Consider the following 16,890-nt stretch of genomic DNA (forward strand, 5'->3'; position numbering starts at 1 on the left):
CGTGCTTCATACAAGGTGCATCCAATACCGAAGAATAACGGGTTATTCGCTAGAGCCAAGTGGTTGATATGATAAGATAGACATTAGCACGTAAATTAAATGAGCATTCCCTAGTAGATAATGCTTTGAGCCTTCTCTAAAAACAGACCCCAATGAATACAGAATTTATATTTGCCGACCGCCAGTTCTCGCTGATTCGCTACCCTGAAAAGCACCAGCATGTAAGTCTTCAAGCATGGGATAGCGCAGATGAGCTTGCTATTGAGCACATCGAAACTTTATTAAGTGAAACATCACTCTCAGTTGGCAGCGATGAGAATGATGGGTCAATGATGATCTTCAATGATGACTTTGGTGCGTTAGGCTGCTGGTTTTCCCATTTAGCGCCTTACTGGGTGTCCGATTCGTATATTTCATTGCGTTCACTGTCTGAGAACTTGAAAGCCAATCAGTTACTCAATGCATCAGTAGATGACAGTACAAGTGAGCTAGCGACCGCACCGCTGCAAACGCTAACCAGTGTGCAAAGCTTAACGTTTAAACCAGAAACTGCACCTAGCCTTATCGTCATAAAGGTCCCTCGCGCCCTCGCTTTGCTAGAACAACAGCTTATCGATTTACAGAAATATGTTACGCCTGATACTCGCATCGTCGCAACGGGTAAAGTGAAGGCCATTACGAAGTCGGTACTTAACCTGTTTGAGCGATATATTGGCCCTACCACCACCTCCCTTGCTAAAAAGAAGTCTCGGCTTGTTTTTGCAACGCCTCGTGAGTCTCTGAAACTCGCTGACTCTCCCTACCCTACGCGCTGGCAGTGTAAAAGCACCATGGGCGTAGAGCTTACTATCGATAACCTTGCCAACACATTTGCTCGGCAGTCGCTGGATATTGGCGCGCGTATTATGCTTGAGCACATGACGGTGAGTGCCAATGACGTTGTGGTAGATTTAGGCTGTGGTAATGGTGTACTAGGTGTAAACGCGCTGTCTCTCGCTCCTGACGCCAAAGTGATATTCGTGGATGAGTCTTACATGGCGTTGGAAAGTGCCCGACTCAACGTGTTAAACAACTTTCCGGATAAAATCGACCAGTGCGAGTTTGTGGCAAGTAACTGCTTAGAAACACTCTTAAATCGCGAAAACAAACCAGCTGTTACTAAGATTTTGTGTAACCCTCCGTTTCATCAGCAAAACGCGATCACCGATCATATTGCATGGCAAATGTTTACAGATTCTCGTGAATTGCTGATTAAAAGTGGTCACTTGGTAGTGGTTGGCAACCGACACCTCGATTACCACATTAAACTTAAAAAGCTGTTTGGTGGCGCCAAGGTACTTGCGAGTGATAAAAAGTTCGTTATCTTAGGCACTGCAAAACGCTAAGCGCAAAGAAAAGTGCATAAAGAAAGCTGCGCAAAAAAGCGCTCGAATCAAGGAATACATTTAAAGGCATTTTTATGAAGAAAATACTTTTATCACTCATCACCGTTGTTATGCTGATTGGCAGCAGTTCGTCGGTTATGGCTAAGAAAGATGATGGGTCTCAGGTTCAGCCAGATAACTATTACCCACGGGTGAAAATAGAAACGACCATGGGCGATATCGTGGTTGAGCTAGACAGAAGACGCGCGCCAATTACGGTAAATAACTTTCTTCGCTACGTAGATAAGCGCGCTTATGAAGACACGATATTCCATCGCATCGTGCCCGGCTTTGTTGTGCAAGGTGGAGGCTATACTGCTGACTTCAATGGCAAATCAAACTTCCCCGATATTTTCAATGAATCAGGTAACGGTTTAACCAACGACCTACACACCATTGCAATGGCAAGACAAAATGACCCACATACCGCTAACCGACAGTTTTTCTTTAACGTGAACGATAACAGTAGCTTAAACCCAGGAAGAGACTGGGGCTATGCAGTATTTGGTGTGATTGTAGAAGGCGAAGATATTGTTGATGCTATGTCGGAAGTAGAAACTGAATACTCGATTCGCCTTAACGCGAATAACGTCCCCATTGAGCCAATCATTATTAAAAAAGTGACCGTTTTACCACCGCTTTAAAGCTCCCAACTAAAATTAGCGTTAACTTTGAAGACATTAATGTCCCTATCTTGTAAAGATAGGGACATTATTTACGGTTTATTCTAAAGATTCGGCGTAGTCTTGTGCTTGAGAGAGCAATCGTAAAACGTTGTTTCCCCAAATATCTGCTAAATCTTCTTTGGTATATCCTTCGGCCAGAAGCCTTTCCGTTATAAGAGGCAGTGCAGCAACGTCCATCATGCGCTCAACACCTCCCCCTCCGTCCCAGTCTGCACCTACACCAGTATGCTTAGGCCCCGCTATCGCTAGAATGTGAAGGAAATGCGCCATATAATCTTCGAAGGTAGCTCGAACCGCTGGGTGCTCCATATCAATTTGTTTTCGCTTAAGCTTTAACGTCGAGACTTCTTCAGCAGTCATCTCGGCAATATTACCCATTTGCTTAAACAACTCTCCATATGCTTTTTTGCGTTCTGGGTCGCTGGGTAGCTCTGTAAGGTAAGACCCATAAGCGTTTACATGAATAACACCGCCGCTTTCAACTAACTTTTTAAGTAGCTCGTCGTCAATATTTCGCGGATGGTCATAGACCGACTTAGTGCCAGAGTGAGAAAGAATCACTGGTGTTTTGGACAATCGAATCATGTCTTCTAAGAGTTCATCATGAGCGTGCGAACCATCTAGGATAATTCCTAGCTCATTTGCCTTTTTAACCAACTTCTCTCCCAAGGGAGATAAGCCTCCGTATTGTTGGCCATTGGGGTCGGTTGAGCTATCGCCAAATTGATTATTCTTAAAGTGCACAGGCCCAACCATTCTCAAGCCCATCTTGTAGAAGGTTTCTAAGAGACTTAAGTCTTCTCCTAGTGGGTAGGCGTTTTCCATACTGATATAGACAATCTTCTTCCCTTCATCAGTAATCGCTTTTGCATCGCTCGGGTTAGTAGCAAGAGCAAAAGTGCCAGGGTTGGCTTCGACCATTTTATGAATTGCCATCGCTCGCAGCAGCGCCGTATCTCGAGCAGACTTGAATCCTTCTACAGTTACGGGCCCTTGTGGTGTATATATAACCCAAAAACCACCATCTAGACCTCCGGCATCCATCCTTGGCACATCGACCTGAGAGAAGTCTCCATCCACCGTATGGGCATGCATAATGTCAAAGCCCGGCTGCACGAGTAACGCTGGCGTGTCTAAATGGGTGTCCATTACAACCATGGATTCATGAAACGCTTGAGTTTTAGACTCATTACCAGGCGACTGTGCATAAACATACATTGAAGATATGGATAAAGAGAAAGCAATCGCACTTAACTTCATACTTTTAACACTCATCATTTAAAAATCCACCGTTACTGTTGCTTGGAATGTACGGGGGCTTAAAGGTCGTCCAAACGAAGAGCCCGTAAAACCGAAAGACATCACTTCTTTATCAAACACGTTATCTACATTAAAACGCAGTCGAACATTTTCTGGCATCCCAAAATTATTCGGGCCTCCAATATCAACGTAAGCTTGCGCCACCAAATAGCTTTCTAGCTCATACGTTTCACTGAAGTCGGTATAGCGGATATCTGTATACTTCGCTGAGAAGTTAGCAACCAACCACTCAGTAGGTTCATAAGTTACGCCACCTGTCATTAGCCATTCAGGGCTATCGGGTAATTGACTACCAGCAGGATTGCCTGCAAAACCATCCACTAACTCTGCTTTTTTATACGAAACATTTGCATTGAAATAGAGTTTTCTATCGAACATTTCTGGCTGAAAAACACCACTAAACTCAATACCATAAGCTTTCGATGCACCAGCATTCACATAAAAGGTTTCTGGCTGACCTGTAGCAGGATTGATGACGCTACTTGCAATCAAACGATTATCGAAACGTGTGTAAAACAGCGCAACAGCCCCGTTGTAATGCTCGCGATTAGTTCTAAAACCCAGTTCATAGTTGTCTGCTTCCTCACCTTGTGGTGCTTCCACATCAAAGCCTACCGCGTTATCAAAGATGTCGTCGGTTCCCGCAGGCAATGCGAAATTTTGCGCATATGATGCAAAAAGCTGATCAGTATCGTTAAGACGGTATACAGCCCCCACCATTGGTAAGAAATTATCGGTGTATTCAGCGTCTACTGACTGTGGCCCATAGCCAGGCTCTCCATCAATTTCATAGTCGTCATAATCGCGATAGCCATCTAATGAATAATTTATAGACAGTGACTTAAAGCCAACCTCCAACAAAAGGTCGTCATCCATCATGCTAAAGTTATCTTTTATAAAGAGTTGCGTAGTATCACGAACTGCAGTGTAGTCGCGACGATAGTACGCTACCTCATCATAAATAACTTCACCATCAGCACTCCCCCCGGTTTTATTGAGGCGGGCTTGTGTTCGGTTATAAGTATCCTCTTCAATCCAACCACCTGCTTCTAATTTATGATCTCCCATGAACCAGGTCACACTTCCAACAAGACCTTCACGCTCACCACCAACTGTCGATAGGCCGTACTGGACTCCCCTAGGGTGAACTACATCTAGACCTGCGGCAGCTTGGTCAGTATAAATACTTAGTGTGTTGGTGTAGCTATCAGGCGAAACTCCATAGCCATTTTTATCTTCATAGTAAGCGGTAACTTCAAGCTGTACTTCGTCAGTTAAGTAAGTACCAAAGCCTAATGAATAAAGCTTGTCGTCGCGTATATTAATTCTGTCTTCGTAATAGCTAGTGCAGTTTGAGCCTGTGAACACAGGCGTAAAATCAGTATCGTCTATAGTCCCATCGCCATTGAAGTCATATACTTCAGGCTGCGCTTCTATACACCCTTCAGGGATGCTGTCTAAGTAACTATAGTAATAGTTATCTTCGAAGACTGACGCAGGCGCAGAAGGAGAGTCGTAATCAAAGAAATCATTGGCAACATAGGTAGCTTGTATATAGCTGCTGCCAAACTCGTAGAGCGCTTTAGCTTCAATGTGTTCACGATCAATTGTGCCAGGGCCGCGCCATAACTCTGAATCGGTTTTTGAGCGGCTTACGTAAGCTTTAAATCCGTCAATGTCACCAGTTTCTAGTTTCACGAAAGTTCGCTGTAAATCGAAGTCTCCTGCGGTCACGGCTACCATGCCGCCCATTTCATCTGAAGGTCTTACCGTATTGTATTGCGCAATAGGTCCAAGTGATGCGTAGGTTGGAGCAGATACATCCCCCGCCCCTGGAGAGGCAATTACAGCCCCTAAATTTTCGTTATCAACATAACGAAAGATAGGACTACCCCCGAAGGCATCAGAACGTCCCATAGGAACACCATCAAGAACAAAACCCATCTGACTGAGTTGAAAAGCCCTTACCTGCACTGAGTTACCGAACTCATAAAGGCCCAGTGCACCATCAGTTTGCACGTTAAAGCCTGGTAAGCTTTCTAGCATTTTCAAGCCTGATATACCCGATGGCGCTGAAAGCAATTCTTCGCGGCTTACCGCAAGTGTATTAGTTGCTTCATCAGTACCAATAGCGATATCGGTTTGTGAAACGCGACGCCCAGTTACGACGATTTTCTCTTCAGTTTCGGTTTGCTGAGCAGTTGGCGCTTGCTGCGCGTGCACGTGCGGTGAGACTAATACTTGGCCGATGACGCCAGCTAGAAGTGAGTATTTAAAGCTTTTTTGTGTACGTCTTGTGTTCATAGTTGCGCTCTTCTTTATCTGTTTTATTGTCTGATTAGCAACCCTATTTTTATTCTACGCGCTTCCTTGTGCGGTGATGACTAAGGTGTTTTCAACAGCTGTACCAAGACGAAGTTAGGAAGATAAAGATTGGACGAAGTAACATTAAACGGAGATAAGTGACGTTTTAAGAAAAGCTAGATGGAAACAATGGAGGATTAATAACGTTTTCATAACAAAAAGATGAAAAGGGATATTTACAAAAAGGGCACTTCAAAAAGGCAATGCACCAAATTAGACAAAAGTATAAGGCTCTTTAGGTGGACTGCCCGATTCTGTTAGATCGCCGCCAAGTTTTACAGCTCAAGTCTAAACAAATGCTGTTTTGGGAACGTTTTGTCGAAGTAAAAGCCCTGCTTGTTAAATCCTAAGCGCTGTAGAAGCTTCTGCGACGCCTTATTGTCTGGGTGCGTCATAGCGGTTAAAAAACCATACCCTTCAGCAGTAGCCCAAGCTATAACCTTCTTGCATGCCTCGTGGCACAAGCCGCTTCCTCTTGCTTCAGGCAACATGGCGAAGCCCAAGTCTGGGCATTCAAATGCAAAGCGATTAAATAACCCACAAACTCCTAACGGTTGTTTAGTGTCATTTAACTCAACAGCAAGTAAACCGTAACCCCACTCTTCTCGTTGCGCATTGGTTTTTCCAATGTAGTCGCAGGCGTCATCTAATGTGTTTACATTCTTACTTCCAATGTACTTAAGCCACAGCTCGTCTTGCTGTAATGCTAGTACCCAATGTTGATCATCAAACGTGAGCGGTCTTAAAGTAATTCTATCCGAGGTTAAAATTGATTCTTCAGTATTCACACTAAACTCTCTGCCTAAAGGCGTTTGTTACTGCTAAAACTAGCGCTTCGCTAGAATTCTGTCTATATGCTCAATAGTTTCATTATTTACTTTTGCCGCACGTGGGTATTTTGGTTGTGCTCTGTCGTTTACTCTCGGGTGTTCCCATAGCGACGTGTGCATTACAAATCGCTCCGCTTCTTCAATGCCACCGTGTTCTAAACAACCGGCTATACAAGTATCAACATAGGTTTGGCTAACAGGAAAAGCTTCGCTTGCTGGCTCGCAGGCGAGTGTTTCACAAATCCAGAAAGTGAACTGCGCCAATCGCTCATTTAACGCGTCTGTTACCTCACCTTGGTGAAGTTGAAAACTAAGCGCTTTAGGACTAACTTCCACAAATCGATAGTCTTTCTCGCGTTCTTGTAATGCGGGGTTAATTTGCGTGGGGATAAGCTGAGCGTTCAGCTGGCTATGAGCGTTGGCTACGGCACCTACATAGGTTTGTTCTTCATGGATACTGCGCGTCACCCAAGCTCGCTCGAACCCTGATACGGTTACAGGGATCCCTTTTGTGAAAATGTTCGAGTAGCGCTCTCGACTATCTTTGCTGAGTAAGCTTCCGTAACCTAAAACCATATGTTGTTCGGTTTGCGTACTTAGCCAATTCGCTATCTCATTCATTTTCACCTCTACTTCATAGCTGCTTCATCATCACTATTTTAGGGCTGTTTATCTTTACTTTGTATAGCCCTAAGAAAAAATTGCTTTACGCATTTTTTCAAACTGTATAAATATTTTTTCACGCTTCATAAATGATAAAGGCGGTGTAACACGTTACACCGCCTTTGCTTACTACAGTAACGTCGCTAATTAAAACAAGGCTCGCACACCCATAGTAAAGTTTCTACCTGGAAGCGGTGCTTGGTCTTTCAAGAAAGATGTATGAACACGAGCTTCTTCATCAGTCAGGTTTTCACCACGAGCAAATAGCACCCAATCGATACCTTGCGAACCAAATTCGTATTGAACGCTAGCATCAACCAAGGTGTAGCCATCGGTTGAGGTTTCGAACGACGCCACTTCATCTTGGTCGTCGTACCATGTAAAGCCCACGTCAGCACTTAAACCATCGTTCACATAGCTTATTTCACTACCAAAGCGCATAGGTGGCGTGCGTGGAAGGTTGTCATCTTCTACTTCTGCGCGAATATAGTCGCCAAATACAGTCAAGCGTAGCGTGTCTGTTAAGTCTACGTAAGTTTCTGCTTCAAAGCCCCAGATGTCAGCGTCAGCTTGTTGGAAATAATAAACCGGCGTGCCCTCTTCATCGCTGTGTTCTTCATGTTCGTCATGCTCTTCTTCAAGCTCGTCGTGCTCTTCCTCATGTTCGTGCTCGCTCAAGGCAAGTAAACCCGTACTCGACTGGAAGATATAGTCATCAGCCTGATTGTAGAAGAAAGATGCGCTGTAACCCCAGCTTCCGGTAAATTTACGGAAAGTAATATCTAGGTTGGTGCTAACTTCTTCGTTAACGCTTCTTAAGTCTTCTTCAATATGGCCTTCTTCGTCCATATCGAATACCAGACCCACTTCGTAGCTTTGAGTTGCTAAGTGCTGACCTGCAGAGAAAAGTTCTTGCTGGCTAGGCGCGCGTTCGCTGCGTGATAAGGTCACTGCAATTGAGTGGCCTTCCTGGTATTCCCAATTGGCGCCCGCTGAAAGCGACAGGCTGGTGAAGTCATAATCAGGGAAGTTGAAAGCCACAGCGTGCTCTTCGTGCTCTTCCCCCTCATGCTCTTCGCCTTCGTGATCCTCGTGCTCTTCGCCTTCGTGCTCCTCATCTTCATGTAAAACGTCAAGCTCTACTTCGCTTGCTTCAGCATCCAAGGTTGTGCGTTCAAGTCGGCCACCCAACTCAAAGGTAACGTCACCTACTTTTTTCTGCTCAACGACATAAAGTGCATAGCTTGAGGTGGTATTGGCTGGCGTGAAAGCTTCTTCGCCGACAGCATTGTAATCGCTATGGTTAAACTGTAGGCCGAATACGCCGTGCCATCCGTTTATTTCTTCATGATAAGCCGACAAGCGAATGTCGCTTGATTCGTTTGTGAATACAGTACCCGGCTCGCCGTCTTCAATTTCTGCGTGCTCATAATCGGTATAAGCCGCGGCAAATTTAAGGTTAGTTAGCCCCTCGAAAGGAGAATGCCATTCACCGGCTGCTTGGTAGCGAGTCATATCTACATCAAGTAGCACGCCTTCTTCTTCATGATCGTGATCGTCTTCGTCGTGATCACCATCAAGCTCATCATGCTCGTCTTCGTCATGCTCTTCTTCGTGCTCATGGCTGTGGCCTGGCACGCCATATTCGTTGTCTAGTTGCTCAACCGCAAAACCGAAGTAACCTTCTTCTGCCACGTAAGAAAGACCTGCAACAACGTTACGGGTCTCCATGGCGCTGCTTTCTAATTCACCGTAAGGTTCATCTTCATCAGGTTCGATAGACGCGAAGCCTGGGATGTCAGCATTATCTGTGTCGCGATAGAAACCGTCTACATGCCACACAATATTGCCACTACCGCCAGTCACATCAGCGCGAGTGTACGAACCATTGTTAACCGTGCTGTAGCTAGTTTCTGCTTCGCCTTCTACGCCGTCTATTTGGTACTGGGGAATGCGTTTATCTACTACGTTAACCACACCACCGATAGCACCGCTGCCGTATTGAAGTGTTGCTGGGCCGCGAAGCACTTCTACCTGGGTTGCGCTTGAAAGCGTAGTCGCTACGTTATGGTCTGGCCCAACGCGCGATACGTCAGAAACATCTAAGCCGTTTTGAACTATCTTTACGCGAGGACCATCGTTGCCGCGAATAACTGGGCTACTTGATACTGGACCGAAATACGTGCTGTGTACACCCGGCGCGTTTTTAAGGGTCTCGCCTAGGGTTGGCGCTTCAATTTTACGTAGTTTATCAGCTCCGATAACAGTTACAGGTGTAACCGATTCAAGTACCGATGATTGAAGCGCATTAGCAGTTACAACAATATTTTCAACAGATGCGGGCTGTAAAACAAAGTCGACGTTTTGATCTGCGTTTACGTCGCCTAGGTCGTTATCACCATGAATGTAGTTAGAAGAATAAACATGTAAATGAATATGTGGCTGCTTAACATCGTCAAAACGGTAAACGCCATTTTCATCGGTGTAAGCCACGCGACGGCTACCTTCAATTTTAACTTCTGCACCAGCAACTGGTTGGCCAGCAGTATCTGTTACTTTTCCCGTTACTGTAGTGGCATACACAGGCGCACTTAAAAGCCCTGCTATGGACAAACTTAGCAGCGAACGCATTTTCATGAGGTTTCCTTCAAGGAAGTTATAACATTATCTAGTGATGTTATAACATTTTTCAGCATTGACCTGCTTATGTCAACCGCGGGCTAGCGTAACTTCCCTTTGTTCTAACGTAATTTAATGTTTTGTGACTATTTAGGTGCTTAGTTAACACTTTTCGCCCCAACATACGCAAAAGTGCTTAAGCTCTACTTACATTAAAGTTAATGACTTCTTTAATATGTGACGCGCCTGTTTTCAACATCAGTAACCTGTCGACACCTAAGGCTACGCCTGCACATGCAGGCAACCCAGCATCAAGGGCACTTAAAAAATTCTCATCAATGGGCTTTGTTGGCAACCCGTTTTCTTTGCGCTTTTCGTTATCTGTCTCAAAGCGAAGCCTTTGCTCCTTCGCCGCACTTAGCTCATGAAAGCCGTTGGCCAGTTCGGCGCCTTGGTAATACACCTCAAAGCGTTCAGCAACCCGCTCATCAGCAGAACTTAACTGTGCAAGCGCAGCCTGAGAGGCCGGAAAGTTGTAGACAAAACAAGGCCGTTCAATACCGATTTCAGGCTCGATAACATAGCTAAATAACAGTTGTAATTTGCTGTCATAGCTAAGGCTTTGTGGCGCATGAATATCTATATGGTGCTGCTCCATTGCGCTTAGCAAAATTTCATCATCAGCGCTTAGTGGGTCAATATTTAGATAGTGCTGAAAGGCTTGCTGATAAGTCATTTTATCGGCTGAGGCGGTGTTTAAGGTTTCTTGCAATAAGGCGTCAACCTCGTCCATTAAAGCGAAGTGATCAAAGCCTAAGCGATACCACTCTAGCATGGTAAATTCTGGATTGTGCCAGCGCCCTTCCCCTTCATGGCGAAACGCTTTACAAACTTGATAAATACTGCCGCTATCAGCGCACAGTAAACGCTTCATGGCGTATTCTGGCGAGGTCTGAAGATACAACTTACTTGGCTTACCAGATGAGGCAAAATTAAACCGTGTATCAAACGCATCTAGGTGTTCGTCAGTAACTGTGCCGTTTGAAAGTAAAGGCGTGTCTACCTCTAACACGTTTCTTGCGTAAAAAAACTCTCGGATGGTTCTGAGTAATTCTGCACGCGCTACACGCGCATCATGTGTGGTAGTCGGCTGCCAAGGTTGCATGTATTAAAACCTAAATAGTAAAGCTTAAACAAAAAACCGGTACACAAGGCACCGGCTTTTATACGTAAACAATATGCGCGTATAGCGCTTTAGTTTTCGCTATTATTTTTGTGCACGAGACACATATTCGCCAGAGCGCGTATCAACGCGGATAACTTCACCTGTTTGTACGAATAGAGGAACGCGAACAACTGCACCAGTGCTAAGTGTCGCTGGTTTACCGCCCGTACCTGCTGTATCACCTTTAAGACCTGGGTCCGTTTCAGTGATTTCTAGCTCAACAAAGTTAGGTGGCGTTACCGTAATAGGAGAACCATTCCACAGTGTAATAGTACAAACGTCGTTTTCTACCAACCACTTTTGGTTCTCGCCCACCGCTTTTTCGTCTGCAGCGATTTGTTCGAATGTATCGTTGTTCATAAAGTGGTAGAATTCGCCGTCGGTGTACAAGTAGGCAAGCTCTGTATCCATTACATCAGCGCCTTCTACTGATTCACCTGAGCGGAAAGTTTTTTCTAAAACTTTACCTGAAATAAGCTTGCGGATTTTTACGCGGTTAAACGCTTGGCCCTTACCCGGCTTTACGTATTCGTTTTCTAGAATGTTGCAAGGTTCGCCGTCCAGCATGATTTTCAGGCCGCCTTTGAACTCGTTAGTGCTGTAATTAGCCATAATTCCTCTGTCTAAACATAAGGTACAAAAAGTTTCGTGGAACAAATAATACCTAAAAAACCGATTTCTGTAGAGCATAACTGGCAAAAAGAATTAGCAAGTAGCTACACCGATCCTGCAAAACTGTTGCAGCACTTAGGTTTAGACCAAGAAAAATACGCTCAACATATTAAAGCGCGCCGTCTGTTTCCTATGCGTGTTCCACGGCATTTCGTTAGCCTTATGGAAAAAGGAAACCCTAACGACCCTCTGTTTCTACAGGTCATGCCGCTTAGCGACGAATTTCTCACTTCACCGGGCTATAGCGAAGATCCGTTAGATGAGCACGACACAGCAGGTAAAGGCATACTGCACAAATACGATTCTCGCGTGTTGTTAATGGTACGCACTGGCTGTGCTGTAAACTGCCGTTACTGTTTTCGTCGCCACTTCCCGTATGCCGACAATTCGGTAAGTAAACATCAGTGGCTTGATGTACTTGAATACCTTCGCAGTAACAGCAAGATTAACGAGGTGATTTTTTCCGGCGGCGACCCTCTTATGGCGAAAGATGATCATTTGGCGTGGTTAGCCAATGAAATTGCAGCCATTCCCCACATAAAACGCCTGCGTATACATAGCCGCTTGCCTGTGGTACTGCCAGAAAGAATTAGCCATGACTTTATTGAATGGTTTACCGCATTGCCTCTTCAAAAAGTGCTGGTGCTGCACGCGAACCACGAGAATGAAGTCTCTGAGCCCTTAAAAAGGCGACTGCACACATTGCGAGACAAAGGTGTGACCTTGCTCAATCAGTCGGTATTACTTAAAGGCATTAACGATTCTGGCGAGGCCATCAGTAACTTAAGCGAGTCACTTTTTGAAGCGGGTGTCCTGCCTTATTACTTACACGTATTAGATAAAGTGCAGGGTGCAAGCCATTTTTATGTCAGCGACGATGAAGGTCGCCTGATTATGGAAGAAGCGATAAAGCGTCTGCCAGGCTTTTTAGTGCCAAAACTGGTGAGAGAAATTGGCGGTCAACCTGGCAAAACGCCTATCGACTTACATTTGCATCCGTAACTTACGCGTAGGTATCGATGTTGGCGCCTAACGCGGGGTTTGAAGATGACGGTTTTGGTACGTCAGCGGCTGATTCCAGCAGCTGAAGCGACGCTTTACCCTCTTGCTCTTGTTGGCTTTTTGCCAACTTAAGAGAGGCCAACTCAAGTGACGCACCGGACGCTCCAGAGGCACTAGCACCTTGTAGATCCATACCATTTTCCTTTGTTGCTTGTAGCAAAGTAAAAAAATGGGCAGAATTGCCCACCCTTACGATGTGTTGAGCATTACGTAACCAACATGTTCTTTAGTGAACCGTAGGTTTTGTAATTTACAACATCGTTAAGTTATCGGCCTTGAAAGGCGAAACTTTAACCATTATTTACCGTAATACATTTTACGTGGCAAAAAATAATTGCGACGCAAACCATATAAACTTAGGTGTGCAGGTAGTAAGCACACCTAATCACATTAGAAATAAAAGGCGTGACTATGCAACAGAGCCAAGAGATGCAAGCTGTCCATCAACAACTTCAAGAAACACTTCAAACGCTGCACCGCAAAGCCGTTGATGCCGACCAAGTTTTAGATAACTTACAGCGCGATCAAAAAGGTAAGTTTGCAGCCGTATTCGCTGACGATAGCGGTTTTACCACATCAGCCAAGCGCTTTGGCCCCTATGTACAAGAGATTGCGAATGACTGGCAATCGCTAAAGGAACTGGATGATGATGCGGCCAAACAAGCCCTAGCGCCATTGGTTAAAAAAATAGAGTTGGCTCTAGTAACCATTGCACAGTTTCAGCAGTCTCTTGCTAAAAAGTAGCGTAGAACGGCAAGTGAGTAAAACAAAGCCCGCTTTAACAGCGGGCTTTTTTATAGATTAGCGTCTTAGTTTCGGCGCACTCTTACATTCCTTAGCGCTTATTTTTGGTAAAGCGGCAGCAAGCTGATTCTACGCTTAATTTCCTTTACTTCTTTTAAATAGGCTTCACTGTCCACGCGCTGATATTGTTCAGTGAAGGCTTGCTTACTCAAGCCTTCAGGCAGACCTTCAATAGGCGGGATGATTTCAAGTTCACTTTGAATGCGCGCCATGGCGTTTTGTACTTCCATTGCGGTGTTAGGATTTGTAGCAACCTTCGCAAACTCAGTACCCGACATATCTGCGGCTAAATCTACAAAGCTATAGCCCGAACCACCGTTGCCCCTGTCCATTAGCTCTTTAAACTCGCCGATTGCCAAAGACATACCTTGTTCAGCCATTAGCTCTAACGCCGCAGAAATAATAAAGTGGCGAGCCAAGTCATTGCGATTATGAAGTACCGCGCCCCTGCGCGGCTTTAACGCCCTATCGGGATCTGGCTGGATATCGCCAACCAGTGCACCCACGCGGTGATGACCCACGTAAACCGCTAGCGCGAGAATTACAGCATTGTTGTGGAGTACGGCATCTTGCGACGTTTGACTTTGCTCTCGCGCTCTAGCCATCCCTTCACGCAAGTATTCAGTAAGAGAAACCGGTTGTTTGATAAAGCTATTTCTCTTCCCGATAAATAACGAAGGTAATAGGCTGATAGTTGCTGAAGCTCGGTTTGTTCGCTGACTGACATATTTGAAGTCACAACGTTTAGCTCACTTAGTAGCTCGTCTAAGCGCCCAACATCAAGGGTTAGTTCACCACGCCCCATTGTTACTCGCTCTACCCGAGACAGCGCAATAGTGGCTATTTCTGATTGGGTATAAGAGTTCACCGTGCGTTCTAAAAAGCCAAGTAAAAAACGGCCTGGAATGGTTAAGTCACCTACTTGAACTTGCTCTATACGCAAGCTATCTCCGGGTAATACTAATGCCGAGGCATTAATGTAATAGCCTGTATTATCAATGGCGTAAGTAACATTTACAGTACCACCCAATGGGGTGATGTTTACTACGCCTTTAAACTCCGGTAAGGCCCGCTGTAACACGCCCACCAGGCTTTCGACTTGCGTTTCGGTAAGCGTAACTTGATGACCTTCTTCTCGGCGTGAAAATGCCTGTTTAAGCTGACCGAGCAGTTCGTTAACACTGTCAGCACCATCTAGTTGTGTGGGCGCTGTCGATGCTACCAAGGGCGCTTTTTGTACAGCCATAACGGTAACCGTAGCCACGCCTACTACAAGCAGAACAAGGATGATGGCGATAGTTATTAAAAGCCATTTGAGGCTACGCAAAATCATAAGAAATCAGCTTTACCTGTAATTACAACTAATAAAAAGGAATTAGCGCCTAAATGCGTTGTTGTGAAACGGAACACAATAGGCGCTAAGATGCTGGTTATACTACGTTATCTATTTTCGCGCCACCAGTGACAAGTGGAATGACAAGTTGGTCGTATATAACCTTTTTAATTAACGTATCTTTATTAATCAACGTGTCTTGAGCTCACTATCGCTCCACTCTTTCAAGCTATCGTAACGCACAGTAGCACGGGATAAATCGTGATGCTGCGATAAGTCTGTAGGTATTACAATACAAGCCAACTTTGCCTCAAGTGCCGCTGTCATGCCGGTTTGCGTGTCTTCAATGGCTACACACTCGCTAGGCGATTTACCTAACTTATCCATTGCAAGGGCATAACAATCTGGGGAGGGCTTACTGTTTTCTACGTCCTCTACGGCCACCACACAGGAAATATAATCACTCAACTCATATTGAGATAACGTTTTTTCTACTGCCTTTTTACTTCCCCCAGTCACAATACCAATAGTAAATCCCTTGTCTGCACATTGTGTAATGGTCTCCCTAGCAAATGGCATCAAAGGAAAAGCTTGCTTATCGAGGTAGTCGCTCACGCTTTTATGTTTCTGCTGAGCCAGCAACTGCGGTTCTATATCAATATTAAAATGCTCAACCAAGTCCACTGCGTTTTGTTTAACCGGTATCCCGGCCATTACTTCGCAATAAAAATCCTTGCTTAGCTCAACATCATATTTCAATAAAATGTCTTTCCAAAGGTCAAAATGTATGGTTTCTGAGTCAATCAGGGTACCATCGTGGTCAAATAATAGCGTTGTGGTGTTATCGCTCACCGCTAACTGGCGTGTAGATGAAGAAACTGAATGCAATGCCAAAATAAACCTCCTTGCTATTAAAACTAAATTTCGATGTTGAGAATACATAGAACGCTATCGGCACCGAAAAACCGATATCATCCTGTCTCTGTCTATTGTCCGTTATTTCATTTCGAGAAGGTGAAACAACCTAGTCATTACCAATGACAAATGATGCAGAGACTAGGCCAGCTACTCCTGTGGTACACTGAGAGCCTCTCACCAGTTTGAAATTTTTTTACGTGGAGCTAACTGCGTGCTTTACCACATTTTAGGCTTTGCCAGTGCCGCGCTTTTTTTACTGACATGGTTAGGCTTATGGTCACAAATTAAAGCTATGACGCACCACCAAGTGCACGTTGCGAGCGAGCAAAGTGATGCGAACCACAGCCTGTCGCTAAACCAGTTTGGATCTAGCTATTTTGCGTTTTTCTCTATTTTCCTTTTCGGCATTTCGGTAGAGCCTTTTAACCATTACTTGGTTTGGACGCGTTTTGGCGCGCTCATTCTTACGCTCATAATAATTTGGAAGATATGGCAACATAGGCGCACTACTATTTCAGGCTACGTTGCCGCTATTGCTTTGCTTGCGCTTGTTGGCGGTACCCTTTCCATTGCTTTTCGCCCCTTCCCAACGTTTGCGCAACTTGGCGCAAACACGTTGATGCTGGTAGTCACCGTCATCTTATTTCAAGGGTCACTGCATCAGTGGCTTGTGTTACAGCGCAGACAAAAAGTAGGCTCGCTGTCCTTTGCGTTATTTCGAAACATCTTGATTAAAGACGTTAGCACCTTAATGTTTGGCTTAACAATGCCGTTAAGCCAAAGCTGGCCGCTACTCATCTTAAACGGCACCAGTGTTATAATGCGTGGCAGTATTTTGTTGCAGATGCACAAACTAAAACGCCGAGAACTCCATGTTTCAGGATAGTCTCTCGGCGTTTTCTATTCACTTTTTGACGTTTTGCTTTTTGACTAACTTTCAAAGCATCGACGTTTATTCTGCGCGTTAGCT

At 44.9% G+C, this 16,890-nt stretch carries 16 protein-coding genes; 5 read left to right on the top strand and 11 right to left on the bottom strand.

The annotated features are described in order from the left end of the window. Window positions 1–152 precede the first annotated feature (152 nt). Window positions 153–1,385: a methyltransferase gene (locus ACXACS_RS18470; protein WP_474808774.1), complete on the top strand. Its 1,233-nt coding sequence runs from the start codon at window positions 153–155 to the stop codon at window positions 1,383–1,385. Window positions 1,386–1,459: 74 nt separating this feature from the next. Continuing rightward, window positions 1,460–2,068 (top strand): peptidylprolyl isomerase, encoded by a 609-nt coding sequence (locus ACXACS_RS18475; RefSeq protein WP_474808777.1) that lies wholly within the window; start codon window positions 1,460–1,462, stop codon window positions 2,066–2,068. A gap of 78 nt (window positions 2,069–2,146) precedes the next feature. Here ACXACS_RS18475 and ACXACS_RS18480 read toward each other — a convergent pair whose 3' ends face one another. The 7 genes from ACXACS_RS18480 to efp all read right to left on the bottom strand — a co-directional run bounded on the left by ACXACS_RS18480 (window position 2,147) and on the right by efp (window position 11,743). Then, window positions 2,147–3,328 carry a dipeptidase gene (locus ACXACS_RS18480; protein WP_474809331.1) on the bottom strand — a complete coding sequence of 394 codons (1,182 nt, stop codon included), beginning with the start codon at window positions 3,326–3,328 and terminating at the stop codon, window positions 2,147–2,149. A gap of 60 nt (window positions 3,329–3,388) precedes the next feature. Further along, window positions 3,389–5,734 (bottom strand): TonB-dependent receptor, encoded by a 2,346-nt coding sequence (locus ACXACS_RS18485; protein ID WP_474808778.1) that lies wholly within the window; start codon window positions 5,732–5,734, stop codon window positions 3,389–3,391. A gap of 335 nt (window positions 5,735–6,069) precedes the next feature. Further along, window positions 6,070–6,582, bottom strand: coding sequence for a GNAT family N-acetyltransferase (locus ACXACS_RS18490; RefSeq protein ID WP_474808780.1), 513 nt, complete (start codon window positions 6,580–6,582; stop codon window positions 6,070–6,072). A 39-nt stretch (window positions 6,583–6,621) separates the two neighbouring features. Continuing rightward, window positions 6,622–7,245, bottom strand: a complete 624-nt coding sequence (locus tag ACXACS_RS18495) for a gamma-glutamylcyclotransferase (RefSeq protein WP_474808782.1) — start codon at window positions 7,243–7,245, stop codon at window positions 6,622–6,624. A gap of 189 nt (window positions 7,246–7,434) precedes the next feature. Continuing rightward, a complete protein-coding gene (locus ACXACS_RS18500) occupies window positions 7,435–9,924 on the bottom strand; it encodes a TonB-dependent receptor (RefSeq protein ID WP_474808783.1) in 2,490 nt (829 codons plus the stop codon). Between the two features lie 178 nt (window positions 9,925–10,102). Continuing rightward, window positions 10,103–11,071: an elongation factor P--(R)-beta-lysine ligase gene (gene epmA / locus ACXACS_RS18505; RefSeq protein WP_474808785.1), complete on the bottom strand. Its 969-nt coding sequence runs from the start codon at window positions 11,069–11,071 to the stop codon at window positions 10,103–10,105. A gap of 102 nt (window positions 11,072–11,173) precedes the next feature. Continuing rightward, window positions 11,174–11,743 carry an elongation factor P gene (gene efp, locus ACXACS_RS18510; RefSeq protein WP_179982333.1) on the bottom strand — a complete coding sequence of 190 codons (570 nt, stop codon included), beginning with the start codon at window positions 11,741–11,743 and terminating at the stop codon, window positions 11,174–11,176. Window positions 11,744–11,779: 36 nt separating this feature from the next. Between efp and epmB the strand changes: the two genes are divergently transcribed. Next, the gene (epmB, locus tag ACXACS_RS18515) at window positions 11,780–12,805 is read left to right on the top strand and encodes an EF-P beta-lysylation protein EpmB (protein ID WP_474808787.1); all 1,026 of its coding nucleotides are present in this window, start codon (window positions 11,780–11,782) and stop codon (window positions 12,803–12,805) included. A gap of 1 nt (window position 12,806) precedes the next feature. Here epmB and ACXACS_RS18520 read toward each other — a convergent pair whose 3' ends face one another. Further along, window positions 12,807–12,998 (bottom strand): hypothetical protein, encoded by a 192-nt coding sequence (locus ACXACS_RS18520; protein ID WP_179982331.1) that lies wholly within the window; start codon window positions 12,996–12,998, stop codon window positions 12,807–12,809. A 278-nt stretch (window positions 12,999–13,276) separates the two neighbouring features. Between ACXACS_RS18520 and ACXACS_RS18525 the strand changes: the two genes are divergently transcribed. Next, complete coding sequence (locus ACXACS_RS18525; RefSeq protein ID WP_179982330.1) at window positions 13,277–13,609, top strand: hypothetical protein; 333 nt, start codon at window positions 13,277–13,279, stop codon at window positions 13,607–13,609. Window positions 13,610–13,707: 98 nt separating this feature from the next. Here the strand turns inward: ACXACS_RS18525 and ACXACS_RS18530 are convergent, their stop codons facing one another. From ACXACS_RS18530 to ACXACS_RS18540, 3 genes are all read right to left on the bottom strand, one after another. Beyond that, window positions 13,708–14,274: a hypothetical protein gene (locus ACXACS_RS18530; RefSeq protein WP_474808789.1), complete on the bottom strand. Its 567-nt coding sequence runs from the start codon at window positions 14,272–14,274 to the stop codon at window positions 13,708–13,710. After that, window positions 14,211–15,002 carry a hypothetical protein gene (locus tag ACXACS_RS18535; RefSeq protein WP_474808791.1) on the bottom strand — a complete coding sequence of 264 codons (792 nt, stop codon included), beginning with the start codon at window positions 15,000–15,002 and terminating at the stop codon, window positions 14,211–14,213. The genes ACXACS_RS18530 and ACXACS_RS18535 overlap by 64 nt, the downstream gene beginning before the upstream one ends. Before the next feature lie 189 nt (window positions 15,003–15,191). After that, window positions 15,192–15,896, bottom strand: coding sequence for an HAD family hydrolase (locus ACXACS_RS18540; protein ID WP_474808792.1), 705 nt, complete (start codon window positions 15,894–15,896; stop codon window positions 15,192–15,194). A 235-nt stretch (window positions 15,897–16,131) separates the two neighbouring features. Between ACXACS_RS18540 and ACXACS_RS18545 the strand changes: the two genes are divergently transcribed. After that, window positions 16,132–16,806 carry a hypothetical protein gene (locus ACXACS_RS18545; RefSeq protein WP_474808794.1) on the top strand — a complete coding sequence of 225 codons (675 nt, stop codon included), beginning with the start codon at window positions 16,132–16,134 and terminating at the stop codon, window positions 16,804–16,806. Window positions 16,807–16,890: the final 84 nt, after the last annotated feature.

The organism is Alteromonas sp. AWM4_230, from assembly GCF_056158305.1.